15 protein-coding genes are annotated in these 17,591 nt (G+C 39.7%); 3 read left to right on the top strand and 12 right to left on the bottom strand.

Annotation, left to right across the window (positions count from 1 at the left end; all coding sequences use genetic code 11):
- Positions 1-84 precede the first annotated feature (84 nt).
- The 12 genes from H4J38_RS15920 to gspC form a co-directional block, all read right to left on the bottom strand.
- Entirely contained in the window at positions 85-828 is a 744-nt protein-coding gene (locus H4J38_RS15920) for a type II secretion system protein N (RefSeq protein WP_182133298.1), read from the bottom strand.
- Positions 828-1,295 (bottom strand): type II secretion system protein GspM, encoded by a 468-nt coding sequence (gspM, locus tag H4J38_RS15915; RefSeq protein WP_182133296.1) that lies wholly within the window; start codon positions 1,293-1,295, stop codon positions 828-830. Before gspM ends, H4J38_RS15920 begins: the two co-directional genes overlap by 1 nt.
- Positions 1,292-2,524 carry a type II secretion system protein GspL gene (gspL, locus tag H4J38_RS15910; RefSeq protein ID WP_182133294.1) on the bottom strand — a complete coding sequence of 411 codons (1,233 nt, stop codon included), beginning with the start codon at positions 2,522-2,524 and terminating at the stop codon, positions 1,292-1,294. The genes gspM and gspL overlap by 4 nt, the downstream gene beginning before the upstream one ends.
- The gene (gene gspK, locus H4J38_RS15905) at positions 2,524-3,555 is read right to left on the bottom strand and encodes a type II secretion system minor pseudopilin GspK (RefSeq protein ID WP_310733490.1); all 1,032 of its coding nucleotides are present in this window, start codon (positions 3,553-3,555) and stop codon (positions 2,524-2,526) included. Before gspK ends, gspL begins: the two co-directional genes overlap by 1 nt.
- A complete protein-coding gene (gene gspJ / locus H4J38_RS15900; protein ID WP_259365539.1) occupies positions 3,548-4,228 on the bottom strand; it encodes a type II secretion system minor pseudopilin GspJ in 681 nt (226 codons plus the stop codon). The genes gspK and gspJ overlap by 8 nt, the downstream gene beginning before the upstream one ends.
- Positions 4,225-4,623, bottom strand: a complete 399-nt coding sequence (gspI, locus tag H4J38_RS15895) for a type II secretion system minor pseudopilin GspI (protein WP_182133290.1) — start codon at positions 4,621-4,623, stop codon at positions 4,225-4,227. Before gspI ends, gspJ begins: the two co-directional genes overlap by 4 nt.
- Complete coding sequence (gspH, locus tag H4J38_RS15890; RefSeq protein WP_182133288.1) at positions 4,607-5,236, bottom strand: type II secretion system minor pseudopilin GspH; 630 nt, start codon at positions 5,234-5,236, stop codon at positions 4,607-4,609. The genes gspI and gspH overlap by 17 nt, the downstream gene beginning before the upstream one ends.
- A 34-nt stretch (positions 5,237-5,270) precedes the next feature.
- On the bottom strand, positions 5,271-5,705 hold the full coding sequence (gene gspG / locus H4J38_RS15885) for a type II secretion system major pseudopilin GspG (protein WP_081179922.1): 435 nt from the start codon (positions 5,703-5,705) through the stop codon (positions 5,271-5,273).
- 2 nt (positions 5,706-5,707) lie between these two features.
- The gene (gspF, locus tag H4J38_RS15880; protein ID WP_182133286.1) at positions 5,708-6,931 is read right to left on the bottom strand and encodes a type II secretion system inner membrane protein GspF; all 1,224 of its coding nucleotides are present in this window, start codon (positions 6,929-6,931) and stop codon (positions 5,708-5,710) included.
- 83 nt (positions 6,932-7,014) lie between these two features.
- Positions 7,015-8,592, bottom strand: coding sequence for a type II secretion system ATPase GspE (gene gspE, locus H4J38_RS15875; RefSeq protein ID WP_259365538.1), 1,578 nt, complete (start codon positions 8,590-8,592; stop codon positions 7,015-7,017).
- Between the two features lie 2 nt (positions 8,593-8,594).
- Positions 8,595-10,682 carry a type II secretion system secretin GspD gene (gene gspD, locus H4J38_RS15870; RefSeq protein ID WP_182133284.1) on the bottom strand — a complete coding sequence of 696 codons (2,088 nt, stop codon included), beginning with the start codon at positions 10,680-10,682 and terminating at the stop codon, positions 8,595-8,597.
- Positions 10,683-10,699: 17 nt separating this feature from the next.
- Positions 10,700-11,653 carry a type II secretion system protein GspC gene (gene gspC / locus H4J38_RS15865; protein ID WP_182133282.1) on the bottom strand — a complete coding sequence of 318 codons (954 nt, stop codon included), beginning with the start codon at positions 11,651-11,653 and terminating at the stop codon, positions 10,700-10,702.
- Between the two features lie 201 nt (positions 11,654-11,854).
- Between gspC and hslR the strand changes: the two genes are divergently transcribed.
- From hslR to H4J38_RS15850, 3 genes are all read left to right on the top strand, one after another.
- The gene (gene hslR, locus H4J38_RS15860) at positions 11,855-12,268 is read left to right on the top strand and encodes a ribosome-associated heat shock protein Hsp15 (protein ID WP_182133280.1); all 414 of its coding nucleotides are present in this window, start codon (positions 11,855-11,857) and stop codon (positions 12,266-12,268) included.
- Positions 12,269-12,277: 9 nt separating this feature from the next.
- Complete coding sequence (hslO, locus tag H4J38_RS15855) at positions 12,278-13,135, top strand: Hsp33 family molecular chaperone HslO (RefSeq protein WP_182133334.1); 858 nt, start codon at positions 12,278-12,280, stop codon at positions 13,133-13,135.
- Positions 13,136-13,552: 417 nt separating this feature from the next.
- The gene (locus H4J38_RS15850; protein WP_182133278.1) at positions 13,553-17,389 is read left to right on the top strand and encodes a S8 family serine peptidase; all 3,837 of its coding nucleotides are present in this window, start codon (positions 13,553-13,555) and stop codon (positions 17,387-17,389) included.
- The last annotated feature ends 202 nt before the right edge of the window (positions 17,390-17,591 follow it).

The raw sequence follows: 17,591 nt of genomic DNA, 5'->3' as shown, positions 1-17,591 counted from the left end.
CAGGTAAGTTTTTATCTAACGTAATTTAGCTTCTGTCTATTACTCACCTCAAGTGAGGTGAGTAAATTATAAATTCAATCACGTTTATATCTTTAAACGATAACTGCCTTGTGTATCTGGCTTACCTAAAAAGCTTAGTGTTGACTTTAATTTCTCTGGAAATTTATTTCCTGGCGTTAAATAACCATTACCCGATAAGCGACCGCCTTGTTTTAACTCCGCTCGGTAAGTGAGCCCTAAGTTATTGTTAGGATCGATTTCAGCAATTAGCTCGCCTTTATCGCAAGTTAATTTCGCCGAAAGCCCACCAAGCTGAACTTTCTCTTCGAATGCAGTTATTGCCGCATTAAGCCATTGTAAATCACCTTGTAGTTCGCTACATATTGGCGCACCAATAATAAAACGCGAAATATTTAGCTGTAGTTGCTCATGGGCAATAATATCAATGGGTAAATTAAGTCGTGTTGCTACAGTATTTGCTGCAAGGTTTATCTTCGCATCTTCAACCACCACTTCTGACAATAAACCACTTATGGTCAATTGCCCTTCGGGACCATTAACCAAAGCATTACCAAATGTAATATCAAGTTTAGGATCAAGCATTAATAATGAGATTACCGACAACGAACTCTGCACTTGGTTAATAACAACATCATCAACCATCACTTGCTTGATTTGGGTATGCCAAATAGTACCTTCAACCGCAGCAATAGCGACGTTTTTAGGTAATTTAATTTGCGACATCACCCAGCTTGCAGGCATTAAGGCTAAAACAAAAACACAATACGCGGTGAAAAAAATTGCTGTATAAGCAAACTTCTTTTTCATTAACTCTTTCCTAACTGTAATCGACGAACACGAACCACACCTTGTTGGTCAGCTAAACTAAGATCTATATTTTTCACTTGCAAACCATCTCTACTGGCTAATTTTTCTAACCAAGTTAATAACTGATTAAACGATATTTCATCAATCCACACCTGCAAATCATCGCCTTGGGGCTGCATGCGAGTAATGGTTATATTATTAGCTCTAGAAGTGCGGTTGACAATACTCGACAAACTTGCACCTGAGCTTGCGCGACCATTACGCTTTGCGTCTTGGTAGCGTTTGGTATTTTCTTCAACCCATGTTAGCAAGGCTTGCTGACGTTCAATCTTTAATTTTTGTTTGGCAATGTTTTCATTTAACGGTTGCCAAATAAGACCATATAAAATAAATATCGAAATAACCCCCGACATTACCATGACCAAACGCTGTTCACGAATATTTAATTGTTGCCACCAAGCTTTCATGAGCGCCCCTTAGATGCGGTATCTGTAATACTAAACGAGCCAGAAATTTGGTCACCTTGATTATTTTGTGCGCCTAAATTCACTGTTAAGCCAGCCTTTTCCAGGGCTACTTTCAGCTTTTCAAAATATTGATAATCTTTAGCGATGGTTTGCATGCGCACTTCTTGGCGTTTGCCGTCAAACTTTAACGTTTGGGGTTTAATCTCAGGTACGCTGGCCAATGCAGGCTCAAGTTTGACTAATAATGATAAGAACCCTGCGACGTCACCACTGTTGCCAACTTCAGCTAATTTTTGTCGTAATTGTGATTTTACTGTCGATACTTTAACGCGCTTAGTTTCAGGAAATGCCACTTTGTAGTTTGCGATTATGGCTTCTTCTATAACCGATTGCTGTTGAGATAAACCATATAATTGCGCCCCTTTAAGGGTAAAATTAAGCACCAATGCAAAACACGCAATACCGGCAACCCAAAGCCAATTAACACTGGCTGCTGAGCGTTTTTCTTTTACTTGAAACTCACCTTGTAATAAGTTGAATTTACGGGAATGATTATGCGCTAAAATAGCTAAAGGCAATTCTTCAGGTAAATATTCGACGTTTATATCAGCTGGCACTTGCGATAAGAATGAATAGGCCATAATGGCATTTTCATTCTCTTCGATAACCGCAAAGTCCTTAGCAATGATGGGCCAAGCATTGGCTTCAAATGCCATAACTTGCCATTCACCACGCTTAATTAACACCTGTTCACCCAGCATAACTGCACTGCTACTTTGGTTATCAAAGGGTAATGCCAGCGCATCGGGAATAATTAATTTACAGAATATCTCAGCATCAGCCAACCACTGTAACCACAGTTCTAGCTGCTTACGCTCAAGCGCGGCTACAAAACAGTTATTACCTTGCTCATCATGCTTTATATCACTAAAAGCAAAGCACAGTTGCTCAACATCTTGTGCTAGCGTTTCTTCTAGCATATATGGTGCAGCCAATCGAATAGCGCGTTGAGACGAGCCCGGTACTTTTAAACGCTTAATAGCAATATCGCTTGCAGGTACAAAAACCACCACTTCTCGTGCAGCGGACTTTTCTGTTAATTGCGTTAATTCGCCTGCGTTAGGTAATTCACCACTTGCGATAATATCTTCTTGTCCGTTGGTTTTGATCAGCCAGTGAATTTTATTTTCAGCTTGGCTGCCTAAACGGATAAATAAGGTTTCACCCATTACTCTCGTCCTATGATGCGACTGATCACACTTATATTATTTTTATTGTCTACTTTCATAATGGTATTCAAAGCAAAGTAACTGTTATTAAAACTTGCGGTTGTTTTGAGCTTAAAATACTCACTTTTAACGGCAAATAGTTGTTTTTTCTCTGGTGGTATTTTAGCTTTACTTAACTCACTTAAACTAAAAAACTCATCAACGTTTTTGAAGCCCTCATCTCCACGGGAAGATAATGCTTGTGATGCTTCATTTTGACTTATCCCTAACATGGCTACAAGTATTTCAGGCTGATCTTGTGCAATGGTATTGATGTTTATCTTATTCATGTTGGTATTAGGCAAAATACAGGCGTAGTCTTTTAATTTATCAATAACATTAACCGTAAAATGATCAATAACTCTTAACTCTCCCATACTCGCCAGGTAATTATTCGCGGCTAAATAGGGGAACTCTTTGGAAGCATAGTCATTATCTTCAGCGCCGCCTGAACCTGAAATACTTCCATCTGTGTCTAACCAATCAGTTAAGGCATCAGCCATATATTCTGCTTCAAAACTGCCAACACCTTCGATATTCATTGCGATTAATAACTCTTCAAAAGCGGCTCTCGCTGGAGATTTTTTTGCCGCATTAGCACTGTTAACGTTGTTACTGTTACCACTACCGTCATCATCGTTAACCCGTAACGCGTTTAGGTTAAAACAGCTATTTAAATCGGTTATTTCGCCGGTAATTTCACCAAAATCGACCGGAAAAGTATTTTCACCTTGCGCCCACAATTGGCTTAAATGCGTCACTTCTGAATCAGCTTCAAAAGATTGTATTAATACTCTTTTTGCAAATGCTTCAGCGCCCATAGCATACCAATAAGCTTGTTGGTTTGAGCCTATATTGGTCGTACGTTGCATTTGTAATTGCAATCGTGCCGTCATTTGCGTCGCTAAAATCGCAATTAACGCAATAATAAGCATAACAGTAATTAACGCGACGCCTTTAGACTGATACTTTCCTGTAAAAGTTCTAATCACGGCTTGCGTCCTTATCTTGCAGGTTATCACCGGCAACAATAAATTGGCGACGAATAATGCCATAATCTTTAGTGTCTAGTTCAATCGCAATGGCCATGGGCAAGGTGTTTTCTTGCAATGTTTTTTGCCATTTTTTACCATCATAAAATTCGAAGTTTAAACTTTCTACCTGCGAAATTAATGGTCTAACTTTTGGCGTTTCGCCTAATACGGCATCAACAAAGTTAAAATGAACTCGTTCAACAATATTCTCGTTTAATTGATAAGCCACTGATTGCATATCACTGCGAGGTAATAATAATCCCGGATTAGTCCAACCATGACGAACGAAGGCTATAGCCTGTTCGCTAGTGGTGTAGCTTTCGGTATCAGTATGTAAAAAACCTGCATGTGGTGCTTCACCATTTAAACGCACACTGCGCCGTGCTATTTGTAACATATCACGTTCGATAATTAAAAAGCCGCGCTGTAATTCATTGATCCGGTCGGTACGAGCTTTAGTGGATGTGTCACTATTGAGTACGGTTTCAAAAATGCTAAAACTTGCCATACTGATCACCGAAAAAATGGCTATCGCAATCAGTACTTCAAGTAAGGTAAAGCCTTGGTTTCGCTTTGGCATAACGCTCGTCATGCTTTTTAAAACAGGATATTTACTATGAGCAAATTTCATTGGCTTTGCTTAGAAATATAAGTCATTAAGCTGGTGAGTGATGTTGATTTTTTTTCATCAAGTCGCACTTCCATTACAATGGCACGCATATCTTTGTCAGTAGTTTTTACCACTTTTTGTTGCCAAAACCATTCTTGCCCTGCCAACTCTACTTTACCTTTTTTATTGTTTTTTGGTGGCCACGAGGTATCTAAAGTTATTTCAACTAACTGATTCGATGCCACCCAACTTGCAATAATCTTACTCTCTAAATAACCTAAGTTTCTCGCGTTTGTGTCTGCTGTGCCTAAAATAGCAATTCCCGCAATCGAAAACACTGCCATCGCCAGCATGACCTCAATTAAGGTAAATCCTTTTTGTAACTTCTTAACGTAAAAATTAACGAGAGTCATCATTTACTAATGGTCCTTCAATCGTTAATGGGGTGGTGTAAATACCGGAAACTTTAAAACTGATATTTTCATCGCCGTCAAAGGCAAATTCCGCCAGTGAGAACGTTAAGCTAAAGGGAGTAATATCGCCACCTGAGAGCATATAGACCTGCGGAATAATTTTTTTCTGTTTAGGGTCGTCAGTAAAGTCGTCTGCTTCATCTTCATTGATTAATAACGCAGAGTCGAATAAAAGTGGTTCTTCTATGGGCAAGTCATCAAGCTGCAACGTTATTTCGATACCTTCAGGTAAAGTATAAACTTCAAATAACGGGTTATCAGCAATGGGTGACCAGCTTACGCCGTCATAACCCAGAAATTGATAACTATTTTTTTCAATAAACAAACCTAATTCAACATTGTTGAGTAAGCCATATTCCGCAGCAACGTCAAAAATGCCCGCAAAGCGGGCACTGTTTTGTTCTAATAATTGCTCAGGTTTATTACCGGAAAAAGTAAATTGTACCGCAGAGACCATAACGCCAATCAAGACAATTACCAGCATCACTTCAATTAAGGTAAAACCTTGTTGAAGACGATACTGCTGCTTGGGCGAATGGCCATTGTTAAACTTCATATTGAGTAAATAATCAATTATCAACAAAGACTGATTATTGATAATCGCCTAAATTCCAGTTTCCAATATCGTCGTCTGTACCAGGTTCCCCATCAGGTCCCATAGAAAAAACGTCCATTGCACTATGCTCACCCGGATTTAATAGTTGATATTCACTGCCCCAAGGGTCGTTAGGTAAACGTTTAACATAACCGCCTTCTGGAAAACGACGTGGCATTGGCTCAATATCAGTTTCAGTCACTAATGCCTCTAAGCCTTGCTCTGTGCTTGGATATTTATAGTTATCCATTTTGTACATGCTTAGAGACGTTTCTAAAGCATTAATATCTGACACGGCCTTTTGCATATTGGCGCGCTCTTGGCTGCCCATTAAGTTAGGCACCACCATACTGGCTAAAATACCTAAAATTACAATAACGACCATCACTTCTAACAGGGTAAAACCTCGAATATTTCTTACTGCTTTCATTTCTAACTTCCTATTAACGTATTTAACTGAAGAATTGGCTGTAAAATAGCCATAACGATAAATAAAACAACACCTGCCATTACTACCATCAATATTGGCTCGAATGCCTTTAATGATATATTCATGACAGCCTCGAATTCACGATCTTGGTTATCAGCGGCTCGGCCGAGCATATGTTCAAGTTGACCACTTTTTTCGCCACTGGCAATCATATGTAGCATCATTGGCGGAAACAGTTTAGTTTGCTCTAACGATACCCGTAAACTAGTTCCCTCTCTAACCTTGTCAGCCGATTCTTTGACACTTTGCTTAATATATAAATTGTCGAGTACCTCACCAGAAATTTTCATACTCTCTAATAAAGGAACGGCACTCGCGGTTAAAATGCTCAAGGTACGAGCAAATCTTGCTGTATTAACACTTTTCGCTACTTTACCTAAGCCAGGTATAGTGAGAAAACGCTTATGATAGGCAAATCTAAAACTGTCTTTTTTCAATAATTGCGACCAAAGCAACATAAGCGCTGCAACTATCACTACAATGAATAAACCATAATCACGTAAAAAGTCACTACTGGCAATTAAGAACTTGGTAGTAGCAGGTAAATTAGCGCCCATATGTTCAAATTGGCCGACAATTTTTGGTACCACAGCCGTCAGTAGTATCGCAATTACGCCAGTTGCAACTACGGTCATAATAACAGGGTAAACTAAGGCTTGAATGAGTTGAGAGCGCAGTTGTTGTCGCTTTTCAGTGTAATCGGCTAAGCGGTCTAATACTTTGTCGAGATGACCTGATTTTTCACCGGCTGCAACCATAGCTCGAAATAAGCGATTAAACACTTGAGGAAACTCAGCCATGCTTTCCGCTAAACCATAACCTTCAGTGACTTTAGTTCGTACTGCCATAATCATACTTTTTAAGGTGTTTTTATCACACTGCTCACCAACGGCCATTAATGATTCTTCAATGGGCAAGCCAGATTCAACCAAGGTTGATAGTTGCCGTGTGATTAATGCCAGTTCGGACGCTGATATTTTTTTACCACCACTGAAAAAAGACTTTTTACTTTCTTGCTTACTTTTTTGAAGACATGGCGTCACGTCAATCGGCATTAAGCCTTGCTCACGCAATAAATTACGCACATGTCTAGGGGTGTCGCCTTCGATAACCCCTTTTTTATTTTTGCCTCGGCTGTCTACTGCCTGATAATCAAATGCTGCCATAATTTACAATTTATCTAACCCTAGTTTAGTACCAAGTTCACTACCTAGTTACGCGGCTTTTTTATCTTGAAATACGCGACCGTTTAGTCTTCGCGCGTAACCCGCAGTACTTCTTCAATGGTTGTTTCGCCAAGCATCACTTTATCAAAACCATCACGGCGTATACTCGGTGTGGAAGTACGAATGAATTTTTCAATCGCTTGCTCACCTTTGCCGTTATGAATTAATTCACGGACTTTCTCATCAACGACAATGAGTTCATGAATGCCGGTTCGGCCTCGGTAGCCCTTAAAGTTACATTCTTCACAACCAACGGCTTTATATATTGGTGCGGTATCGTCGTCACTAAGCTGCAACAATTTGCGCTCTTCCACAGATGTAGCGCAACATTCACGACAATGCGGGCATAAGGTTCTCACCAATCTTTGTGCCAAAACACCTAATAAACTTGATGAAAGCAAGAAAGGTTCAACCCCCATATCTTCCATTCGTGTTATAGCACCAGCAGCGGTGTTGGTATGTAAGGTAGATAATACCAAATGCCCGGTTAAACTTGCTTGCACGCCAATTTGTGCGGTTTCTAAATCGCGAATCTCACCGACCATAACCACATCAGGATCTTGGCGTAGAATTGCGCGTAAACCTCGAGCGAAGGTCATATCTACTTTGGTGTTTACTTGTGTTTGACCAATGCCTTCAATAGCATATTCAATTGGATCTTCAACCGTTAAAATATTACGCTCTTTGCTGTCAATTTGGCTTAAGCCTGCATACAAAGTGGTACTTTTACCTGAGCCTGTAGGGCCTGTAACGAGTATAATGCCATGAGGTTTTTCAATTAATTCAGAAAAACGTGCTCGATTACCGTCTGTCATGCCTAAATCTTGCAAATCTAAACGCGTTGAATTTTTATCTAGTAAGCGTAAAACCACACGTTCGCCATGGCCAGTTGGCATAGTTGAAACACGCACATCGACCGCTCGCCCCGCTATTCTTAAAGAAATACGACCATCTTGAGGAATACGCTTTTCGGCAATATCAAGTTTTGCCATTACCTTAATACGAGAAACGAGTAATGAGGCTAATTTACGATTCGGTTTTAAAACTTCACGCAATACACCATCTACTCGAAAACGTATTTGCAACGCTTGTTCAAAGGTTTCAATATGAATATCAGAAGCATTTTCTTTAATAGCTTCACTCAACATGGCATTGATGAGTTTAATAATCGGTGCATCGTCTTCGTTTTCTAATAAATCTTCGGTTTCAGTCATTTCATCGGCAAGAGAATATAAATCAACCTCGTTGCCAATATCTTCCATCATTTGTTGCGCTTCTGAAGAATCACGCTGATAAGCAATGGTGAGTAATTGTTCAAACTCTTCTGCGCTTTTAACGTCAAGCGTAAAAGGCGCTTTTAGTACACGACGTACTTCCATCAAAATATCAGCACTGAGCGATTCAGTGCATACTAAACGCAACTCACCGTTTTCATTGGCAACCAATACACTGTGTCGCTTAGCAAAGCCAAAAGGTAGTCGGAAGCGAACATTTTCATCCTTCAAGATGTCACTTACTGCTAGCGATGATGACTCATCGAGCGCAGTGTCTTTTTCGCTAGCAACAACAAAAGCTTGTGTTTGTGGGTCAATATCACTCATAGCTATTCGCTTTTATCCGACGATTTTTCTTCATCACGCTTTTTCATGTATTCATCAAACGACGGTGGTAATGACAGTTGATCATTCCATTTTGGCAGAATAGGAAGCTTCTCATCAGACATTAACTCAAGGCCCGCTTCTTTCTTTTGAATTTCAATTGCACGAATGTAGTTATATTTTTCTCTACTTAGGTCATTCATCAATTTGCCATCACGGACAATAGTGGGTCGTAAAAACACCATTAAATTACGTTTACGCTTGGTATTACTGGTTGATTTAAACAAATGCCCTATAAACGGAATATCACCAAGTAAAGGTACTTTTTGCACACTCTCTTGTACGTCTTCATCGATCAAACCACCTAAAATCACCGTTGCGCCGTCATCAGCCATTACTGTGGTTTTAATTTCACGTTTATTGATTGATATATCAACGCCCGTTGCACCACTTACCGAAGACACTTCTTGCTCAATAGTTAACTGTACACCGCTACCTTCGTTAATTTGTGGTGTTACTTTTAACTTGATACCAATTTCCTGACGCTCTACGGTTTGGAATGGGTTGCTGTTATTGCTACCAGTTTGCGCACCAGTAATAATAGGCACTTCTTGACCAACAATAAAATAGGCTTCTTCATTATCAAGTGTTGTGATGCTCGGCGTAGATAATAAGTTCGAATTAGTATCTGAACTTACGGCTTGTACAATCGCGCCCCAGTCATTTTTCATAATACCAAACATAGTACCACTGACAGAGCCTAATACTTGGGCAAGTAAACTGTAGTCGCCTTTAGTATCTGGTTGATCAGGATTGATGGTAACCGCACCATTTTCTGATGTGACCGTTGAACCTTTTGTGCCAGGAGTTGACCGAGCAGCTTCAGCCGCCGCCGCAACAGAACTTATTGGCGCTACACCATTACTAAATTGGCTAAACCCACCTTGTTCGCTATACCATTGCACACCTAAATTAATGCCGTCACCTTCAAAGACTTCAACAATAATGGCTTCAATAAGCACTTGAGCACGGCGAATATCTAACTGGCGAATTACCGCTTCTAATGAGCGCAACATATCGGGCTGAGCAGTAATAACTAAAGTATTGGTATCTTCATGTGCATCAATACTGACATTACGGGTTTTACTTTTTCTCGATGTGGTACTTGCTGTAGATGAGTCGGCTTCAATAGACTCACTAACGCCCTGTAGCACTTTCACCATATCTTCAGATTTTGCGTATTTTAAATGATAAACCCGCGTGTTACCGTTTGATTCTAGCTCACTATCTAAACGTGAAACCAATCTTGCAACACGTTCACGCGCTTTTACTTCGCCACTTACAATAACGCTGTTAGTGCGTTCGTCAGCAACAATAGTAGGAATTAAAAAGGTTGGTGTTCCAGCGCTTTTACCTTGACCAGATTTGTTCATGGCCTCAACAATACGCACCATTTCGCCAGCTGATGCATATTTCAAACTAATGATTTGTACGTCTTGGTCGCCCGCTTTATCCACTCGTTCAATAATTTGCACTAAACGATTAACTACCGCGGCAGTACCGGTCAACATAATAACGTTAGCAGGATCATAGTTAACTACGTTGCCGCCGCCCGCTTGATCTGATAATTGACGCAGTAAGGGTGTAAGTTCACGTACCGTTACGTTTTTAACTTCAACAACGCGGGTAACCATTTCATCACCAGCTCCGGGGTTTTCATTACCCACTACTGGAATAGAAGAGGTTTTTGCATCTTTATTACGAATAATTTTGACAATATTGTTGTCCATTTCGACTGCAGAAAAACCATAAACTTCTAATACATTTAAGAAAAATTGATAGTATTGTTTTTCAGTTAACAAGTCATAACTACGAACATTTACTTTGCCACGAACGTTTGGGTCTACGATCATGGTTTTCTTCAAATTTTTACCAACAATATTAATAAATTCCGCTATTTCAGTACCTTTGAAATTGGGAGAATATTCAGCGGCATTTATATTTGTAGATAGCAAAACACTATTGAGTAAAACTGCAGTAACAACCCCGGTAAGGCTTCGCTTATACCAAGGTGCGCTTAATAATTTGCGCATTTATTATTCCTTTTATTCTAATTATCTATACTGAAAAGTATTTCTGTCATATCGCCGTTACGATTAAGTAATAGCGAAACTTCGCGTTGTTCTTTTAAAGATTGTAGTGCTTGAGCCGCCTCGCGTGGCACGGTTAAATCAAAACCATTTATTTGTACCGCGACATCACCTGACTTAAGACCAGCACTTTGAAAGAAAGTTGGATCCTTTGCTGGCATTAATTGATAGCCTGTAGTTTTACCGTTTTCTTGTTTACGAGAAATTTTTAAATAGTCAGTAATGTTACTGGGTTCACTAGCCAAGTCTTTTTGTAGCGACTTAGTCACTTTGGTTAGTGCTTTATTGTTACGTTGATCAACAACATTATGGGATGTTAATTCCGGCGATTGTTTTGATGGCTGTGGTGCTATTGATTTATTGTAGCGTGGATTAATAGGCTTTACGTTTTTATCAAATACTAAGCCTTCAAACATCAAAGTTTCTAATCGACCCGACACTTTTAATATGACCCGATCGTTAAAGACATTTTCTAATGTTGCTCGCGTGCCCTTTATGTTTTCATCAATACTGTAGGTTTCTTGCTTGCCAGCACTTTCTATTACTGCAGCAGCATTGGCCTTGTCGCTACTGGCAACAACACCGGTTAAAATTAGTTTTAAGCGTGTTTCAGGCGCATCTTCAACAACTTCTTCAACACGTTGTTCTGTTTGCTGGGAAAAAGCACCGAAGAGATTTAATGATTGAATGGCTTTCACTTCAATTTGTTCTCTTGGCGCAGAAGAAACAGACGAAAAACCATTTAGTTTTAAACTAGCACTTTGATCTGACTCAGATAGCCCTAGCCAAGTAATTTGCGCAAATAAATAAGCAATATAGCTAAGCAACACTAGAATAATTACCTGAGTAATTTTTCGTTGTGGTAGCTTAGAAAGCTGTTCAGACGCGCTTGATAGGTTATTCAACAATGTCATTTTTTATAGTTTTTATATTATCTGCAAATTTCAATTCGCTTTGATGATACTTGACCAAACGCTTAGCAACAAGACGTCATATTATTTTTTCACTATAATTAGTAATCAAAATGTAAAGAAATGCATTCGAACTAGCGTAAACATTGTTGTTATGTTAACTTTCGCCAATTTATAATCGCCGCTATAGAGTACAAGTAAGCCATGACTAAAGCTAACGTTAATGACACGCAAAGTAATCAGTCAACCCGTTTAGACAAGTGGCTGTGGGCGGCACGCTTTTATAAAACACGGGCGATTGCAAAACAAATGATTGATGGCGGTAAGGTTTTTTATAATGGCCAACGCAGTAAGTCAGGTAAAACTGTAGCTTTAGGTGACCGCATCACCATTAGACAAGGTTTTGAAGAAAAGCATGTCATTGTTATCGCCCTAGCTGATAAACGTCGAGATGCTAGCTTTGCTCAAACACTTTATGAAGAAACCTCCGAAAGCATTGAAACCCGAGAAAAAAACAACTTAGCTCGCCAGCAGGGTATTTTACTTAGCCCAGCCAGTGACACTAAACCTGATAAGAAACAACGTCGACAAATTCGGCATTTAAAAGAAAGGATATAAACAGTGACCATGCAAAAAGATATCTTAAATCGCTATTTATTTGACAACCTACATGCTCGTGGCGAATTGGTTAATTTAAGCCAAACATTCCAAGATATTGTTGCCGCACATGATTACCCGCTGGGCGTAAAGCAATTATTAGGTGAATTAGTGGCTGCAACTTGCCTATTAACGGCAACATTAAAGTTTGAAGGGGAAATTGCCGTACAACTTCAAGGAGATGGCCCAATAGGTTACTTGGCAGTTAATGGTAATAATCATCAAGAAATGCGCGGTATTGCTCGTATGGCGAGCGATACAGATGCTACGGCACTTAAAGATCTTATCGGCAAAGGCAATATGGTTATTACTATTCGCCCGACCAATGGCGAACCTTATCAAGGCGTTGTTGCCCTTGAGCAAGATACCTTAGCTGAATGCTTAGAACACTATTTTGAAGTTTCAGAACAAATTCCGACTAAAATCTGGCTATTTACCGATGAAGAAAGCTCACAAATAGCAGGCACGTTAGTTCAATTACTGCCCGACGGTGGCGATAAAGAGCAACAACTAGCAGATTTTGAGCACTTGTGCCAATTAACCAATACCATTAAATCTGAAGAAATATTTTCACTTGATAGCGAAGATTTACTGTATCGCTTATATCATCAAGAAGAAGTTCGGTTGTTTGAACCGCAATCCGTCAGCTATAAATGCAGTTGCTCTGAGGAAAAGTGTTTAAGTACTATTTCTCAAATTGAACCAAGTGAGCTTGAAAGCATTATTGCCGAACAAGGTAGTGTTTCGATGACTTGTGATTATTGCATGACAACCTACCAATTTGACCGCACGCAATTAGCGCCATTTATTGACGGTACAATTCATTAAACTCATTAAAGCTAAATTCAACCAAATTAACTTCAACATTTTTAAATTTGTGATTATCACGTTAAATTCATTTGCCCAATAGCATTCATCAAAAGATAAAACCTAACTTGTTAATTAACTTTTTAGCCCTATGCACGTTAATATTATACTTAAGCAAAGTTAAATAGACCTTTTTGTAAACACAATTATCCACTTTCAACGTTTAATACAACCTTAAAGCAAAACTTTACTGACAACATATTTACATTATTTTTACATGTGCTATGTTTAATCGTCGCATTGTTGCGAGTTCTTGAAATCACCTCAGTTACATAACTTTCAAGAATTAAAATACAAACTAGTTGATACGTACGTTTTAAGCCTTTTATCAGCTAAAAATAATAAAGTGCGCATAATAAAGCGCCAAGGAGATTATCAGTGAGAAATAAAGTCGCATTAGCTGTTTCAACAGCTTTAATGACCGTATCATTAAGTTCAATGGCAAGTATAGAAAATGCTCGTCAAATTATAGCACCGAACAAAGCTAAAGCCGCTGTAAACAGCAATGTTGCTAAAAAATTCTTTTCTGAAGCCGATTTAGCCAAAGGCCAATATACTTATATCGTTCGCTTGAATGATATGGCATTAGCTACTTATGACGGTAGTATCGCTGGACTTGCAGCAACAAACCCAAGAATCGCTAAAAAAGATTTATTTGCTAAATTAGTAAAAAGCAAAATGTCATCACAACAAGTTCGTGCTGAATTACGTTTAGACACTAAATCAAAAGAAGCCATTCAATACACTAAATTTCTAGAAACTAAACAACAAGAATTCCTGTCACAAGCATCTAGCAAGATAGGAAAACAAGCTGAAGTTGTTTATCGTTATAAAAATGCCATAAATGGTATGGCTCTGCGTTTAACACAAGCTGAAGCAGCTCAGTTATCAACATTAAGCAGTGTTGCCTTTGTTGAACGTGAGCGTATGGAACAAATGGATACTGACACAGGCCCTATTCACGTTGGTGCTACGCAAGTATGGCAAGGTGAAGGTCCATCAGCAATCAACATGGGTGAAGGTGTAATCATCGGTGTTATTGATAGTGGTATAAATTCAGACCATGCTTCATTTGCTGATGTTGGTGGTGATGGTTATGACCACATTAACCCATGGGGTGCTGGCGTATATGTTGGTGACTGTGCCGGTGATTTCGCATCAATGTGTAATGATAAGTTAATTGGTGTACGTTCATACTCTGTGGTTACTGATATTTATGACGACGCGGCTGTTTTTGGTGATACACCACCAGCAAAAAATGGTGAAGATTACGGCGGACACGGTTCGCATACTGCCAGTACTGCCGGTGGTAATATCATTAAAAATGCGCCATTAGTTGCTCCTGAAAATGGGGTTGCTGAAAGTGACGGTATTGTTAATGAAACATTCTCTTTCGATCAAATTTCTGGTGTAGCGCCACACGCAAACATTGTTGCTTACCAAATTTGTCGCCCTGGTAATAGTGGTGATACCTATTCAGGTTGTCCTGGTGCAGCGATCATTGCTGCTCTAGATGATGCAGTAGCTGACGGTGTTGACGTACTTAACTATTCGATTAGTGGTGGCGGTAACCCTTGGAGAAGTTCAACTGAACTTGGCTTCTTAGCTGCTCAAGAAGCGGGGATATTCTCTGCTGTATCAGCAGGTAATGGCGGCCCAGAAGCCTATACAACTAGTAAGAGTGCTCCTTGGTATACCGTTGTTGGCGCTTCAACACACGGTAGAACTTTAGATAGCGTACTTACATTCAACGATAGTGACTATGTTTTCATTGCAGGTACTGGTCCATTAATTGATGAAGTAGTCACAGCTACTCCGGTTGCAGCTATCAATGTTGATGCGGCAAACTTTACTGGTTGTAACCCATTTGCTGCAGACGCGTTTAAAGACGCCATTGCATTAATTAGCCGTGGTGCGTGTTCTTTTGCAGCAAAAGTAACTAATGCCACTGATGCTGGCGCATCAGGTGTGGTTGTTTATAACAACGCTGGTGCTCCATTTGTAATGGGTGCTTTAGAAGCAACAACCATTCCAGCCGTTATGATTTCTGAAGACGATGGTGCTGCTTTATTGGTTGATTTAGCTGACAACCCAGCAATGACATTGGCAATTGATCCTGCAGTTACCTTAAATGTTGGACAAGCTGATGATATGGCTGGCTTCTCTTCAAGAGGTCCTAATGGTCCTGTTGCTGATATCATGTCACCTTCTGTAACAGCGCCTGGCGTATCTATTTATGCTGCATATTCAGACCAACAGTTTGGTCATGATGGTAATGGCACAGCACCTGCAGATTATGCGTTCTTGCAAGGTACTTCTATGTCAGCGCCTCATACTTCTGGTGCTGGTGCGGTGTTAAAATCTGCGCATCCAACATGGACTCCTGATAATATTCGTTCAGCATTAATGTTGACCGCTGTTACTGATGTTCGCAAAGAAGATGGCGTAACTGCTGCCGACGTATTTGATATGGGCTCTGGCAGTATTCGTGTGAATTTAGCAACGAATACTGGTTTAGTTATGGACGAAACTTTTGCTAACTACATGAAAGCAAATCCAGCTGTTGCCGGTGTTCCATCAACGTTAAATATTCCTTCAATGGCTAATACTAAGTGTATCGATACATGTACTTGGACTCGTACATTTACGGCCACTAAAGATGCAAGTTGGACAATTACAGCGAATACACCTGCTACAGCACCAGTAGCTCCTTCAACTACGCCAGTTCCTAATGATATGGCACTAACAGTTACACCAGCAAGCTTTGATATCGTGGCGGGTGCAACACAAACGATTACAGTTACTGCTGATGTTAGTGAAGCTAATGCCAATGCTTGGAACTTTGGTGATATTACATTGGCGTCTCCGGGCATACCTAGTGCGCGATTGCCAGTTTTAGTTCAAGCTGCAGGTAATAACTTACCAGAGCAAGCATCTGTTGTTGCAAGCCGTACTGATGGTTCAATTACCTACACTGGTTTAAAATCAGCAGAATTAACAGGTACAATAACAGCGTCTACATATGAAGCTAAAGTAATTGAAGAACGTACATTAGCCGTGCCAGATGGTGGCTATGACATATTTGCAGTTACATTTGATGATAATATTCCTCAAGCTGTATTTACGATGAGCTCTGATGAAGCTCCTGATGCAGATTTAGTTATTTATGACGCTGGTTTTGGTGTGATTGGTTCAAGTGCTGGTGCAAGTTCAAATGAATTGGTATCTTTGACAAATCTTCCTGCTGGAACATACTATGTTGTTGTTTGGGCATACACCCCATCTGCACCAGGCGCAACTGATGCGGTTGATGTGAAAGTCTCTACAACTGAGTTTGTTGAGGAATCAATTAGTGAAACGGTAACGACGTCACTAGTTCAAAATGATGTAAGCTTTGACTTAACGCTAAATTGGGCAGGTGCAGTTAACAGTGCTGGTTTGATCGAATTAAAAGACGCTGATAGTAATATTGTAATACCTTGGTCAATCATTTTAGGTGAACCAGATGTGGAAGAAAATGTATCTGAGGCTCTTGCAAGTGGTGTGCAAACAATGACTCCAGGTGTAGTACAACCGGTAGCTTTTGACATTGCACCTAACTTCACAAATGAAGATAAAGTGTATACATTATCAGCTGAAGTTACAGCAGGTCATGAGATTTCAAATGTAAACAATAGTGGTGTAGTTTCAGGTAACACAATTACTTGGTCAATCACTCGTGCTGTTGGCATGTCTACAGAAGTGCTTACTGTAGGTTTTGATTTGATTCCTCGTACAGCAAGTACTGATAACGAAATCACCTTGTCTAATACACTAGGTAGTAACACTATCACCTCAACATACACTTTTGGTGTAGTTGAAGTTGCACCAGTAGCTGCAATAACAGGCTTTTCATCAGCAACAGAAGGAAGCACAGTAACAGTTGATGGTTCTACCTCTTCTGATGCTAATGCCGATGCACTTACTTATACTTGGGTACAGTTATCAGGTTCACCAGTAAGTTTCAATGCTAACTCTGCTTCAATCAGCTTTACAGCACCGAAAGTAGACAGAGATCTAACTATGGCTTTCCAACTAACAGTAGATGACGGTAACGGCAACTCAGATACAAAGACTGCCTCTGTATCAATTGTTAATAAGAAAGAAAGTGGTTCATTCGGTTGGTTAATGTTACTACTAACACCGATGTTATTTACACGTCGTAAAAAAGCGTAATTAAATAATCTAAGCTTTTAATAGAAAACTTATAAAAGCAAAAGCCATCAACGTCATGTTGATGGCTTTTTTATTACTTCTGTCCCGTCCTGAAATGTGTTTACACATTTAGGACTTTAAAATGAAAAATTCAATTACTAAAGGCACCAAACGTTCACAACGTGATTATACGTTGGGCTTTAAATTAGCAGTCATAGAGCAA

This window comes from Colwellia sp. BRX10-3 (assembly GCF_014077505.1).
Lineage (GTDB): Bacteria > Pseudomonadota > Gammaproteobacteria > Enterobacterales > Alteromonadaceae > Cognaticolwellia.
The sequence above is the reverse complement of the archived record's forward strand: the minus strand, read 5'-3'. Positions and strand labels throughout refer to the sequence as shown.